Raw genomic sequence first — 2,178 nt, 5'->3', positions numbered from 1 at the left:
CTCTGGATGTGTTGGATTAAATATCCATCTGCCATCAATACGACCAACTTCAATAACACCAATCGGTCCCATGAAAGGAATTTTTGAAATTGATAACGCTAAAGATGCAGCTAAAAGAGAAATTGTGTTAGGCGCATGTTCTTTATCAACTGAATACACAGTTGTTAAAACTTGTAATTGATCAAAATAATTGTAGGGAAATAACGGACGAATGGCACGATCAATGAGGCGACTTGTCAAAACTTCACGGTCTGAAAGCTTACCTTCTCTTTTAAAATATCCACCAGGAATCTTTCCTGCTGCTGAATATTGTTCACGATATTCAATCGTTAAAGGTAAAAATCCAGGAAATTCTTTTGACGGTGCCGATGTTGCGGTTGCTAAAATAACCGTTCCACCTTGTTTTAATAACACTGCACCATCTGCTTGACGAGCTACTTTGCCAATTTCTACCTCAAAACCGAATTCTTCATTTCTAAACGTTCGTACCATTCTAGGGAACCTATACATAAAATTTTATTGTGCAAAGCTGTCTACGATAAACTCTATTAACCGATAACTTTCATTCACGTAATTTATTTACGTAAACCAAGCTTTGCTACTAATTCTCTATACTTATTTACATCTATTTTTTGTAAATATGTCAATAAACTACGACGATTGCAGACTTTTTGCAACAGTCCTCTACGTGTACTAAAATCTTTTGGATTCTTTTGGCAATGCTCTGTTAACTTTGTAATGTCTTTAGTTAAAATCGCAACTTGAACCTGAGAAGAACCGGTATCCTGAGCACTTATACCAAATTCACCAAAAATATTTTGTTTTTCTTCTTTTGTTATCGGCATGAAAACTCCACGTAACATTTATAATATGTTTTAGTATACCACAATTTATAGTCCAAACCAATACCCACCAATCTATGAAAATCTTATTGCAAAAGGTTTTGCTGCTTAAGATAGTCTATTGCCTGTGGATGCTCTTGCAAAAACGCTTTTACAATCATCGGCTTAAACATTTGCATTTTTGTTCTGTATAACTGATCATAATCATACAAAGCCAACTCAACTGCGGTAGCAACCCCCAGAGGATGTCTCTGTTGACCACCAAGCTACTTGTCAATTCTAGTTTTTTCCACAAAATGATTAAGTCCCATCGAACATAAACGAGAGCTCAACTCTTGTTGCGACGGTAACACAACAAATTGATCCATAGCGCTGGATTTATTTGCTGAAACCAGCAACAATGCGAATAAAAGTAGTTTTTTCATAAAATATTCTTTATTTTAAATGATTTTTTTATCTTTCTAGCCCTACTTCGCTATAGCTACGAAGGGCAGACTTCTTAAGGCTTCTGCTGGCTGCGCCAGACGAAGCCTTGGCGAAGTCTGGTAGGCGCGAGCGGAATTGAACCGCTGACCCCTGCTACGTCAAAGCAATGCTCTGCCCCTGAGCTACGCGCCTTTAACTTTACCCCACGTTCCGCTTCGCTTCACATGGGGACCCCGGCTAAGAGGCATTGTATTTTATGCTATCAATTTTATACAGCAGACGACGTACTATCGCCACCATCGCGACGCTCTCCTTCTTGAGCTTGTCGCTCAAGATCGGAAAGATCATCGCCTATATATTTTTTTCTGAATGATTTAATTCCAGTTCCTGCAGGAATCAATTTTCCTACAATCACATTTTCTTTTAAACCAAACAAGTGATCAATCTGTCCGCACATTGCCGCTTCTGTTAAAATTCGTGTTGTTTCTTGGAATGATGCAGCAGAAATGAAGCTTTCTGTTCCCAATGATGCTTGAGTAATACCCATTAACATAGGTTTTGCTACAGCAGGACGTTTGCCCTGAGCACGCAATGCCGTATTCACCGTTTGGAAGTGAATATAATCCACACGGTCTCCAATAAGGAAATCACTTTCCCCGCCTTCAACCACGCGTACTTTACGCAACATTTGACGAACTATCAACTCAATATGTCGATCGTTAATATCAACATCTTGCAAACGATAAATTTCTTGAATTTGATCAACCAAGTAACGCTGAACTTTTTCTGGTCCTAAAATGCGTAACATATCATGCAACACAGGAGCCCCAGATGTTAATGGATCACCAGCACTGACGTGCTCGCCATCAACAACGTTCAACTGCTTACCACGTGGAACCAAGTATTCATG

4 protein-coding genes and 1 tRNA gene are annotated in these 2,178 nt (G+C 39.1%); all 5 read right to left on the bottom strand.

Annotated features, from left to right (window positions below; translation table 11 throughout):
* Positions 1 to 492 (bottom strand): polyribonucleotide nucleotidyltransferase (locus VJJ26_02290; GenBank protein ID HLC06995.1); only part of this gene is annotated, 492 nt, incomplete at its 3' end.
* A gap of 83 nt (positions 493 to 575) precedes the next feature.
* Positions 576 to 845, bottom strand: coding sequence for a 30S ribosomal protein S15 (gene rpsO, locus VJJ26_02285; GenBank protein HLC06994.1), 270 nt, complete (start codon positions 843 to 845; stop codon positions 576 to 578).
* Between the two features lie 263 nt (positions 846 to 1,108).
* On the bottom strand, positions 1,109 to 1,267 hold the full coding sequence (locus VJJ26_02280; protein ID HLC06993.1) for a hypothetical protein: 159 nt from the start codon (positions 1,265 to 1,267) through the stop codon (positions 1,109 to 1,111).
* 118 nt (positions 1,268 to 1,385) lie between these two features.
* Positions 1,386 to 1,460: transfer RNA gene (locus VJJ26_02275), tRNA-Val, on the bottom strand.
* A 76-nt stretch (positions 1,461 to 1,536) separates the two neighbouring features.
* Positions 1,537 to 2,178 (bottom strand): DNA-directed RNA polymerase subunit beta' (locus VJJ26_02270; protein HLC06992.1); only part of this gene is annotated, 642 nt, incomplete at its 5' end.

The sequence above is a fragment of the Candidatus Babeliales bacterium genome (assembly GCA_035288105.1).
Taxonomy (GTDB): domain Bacteria; phylum Babelota; class Babeliae; order Babelales; family Vermiphilaceae; genus SOIL31.
The sequence above is the reverse complement of the archived record's forward strand: the minus strand, read 5'-3'. Positions and strand labels throughout refer to the sequence as shown.

Coding starts and splice junctions, on each gene's coding strand:
- rpsO (HLC06994.1), bottom strand. CDS start 845: ATGCCGATAACAAAAGAAGAAAAACAAAATATTTTTGGTGAATTTGGT.
- VJJ26_02280 (HLC06993.1), bottom strand. CDS start 1,267: ATGAAAAAACTACTTTTATTCGCATTGTTGCTGGTTTCAGCAAATAAA.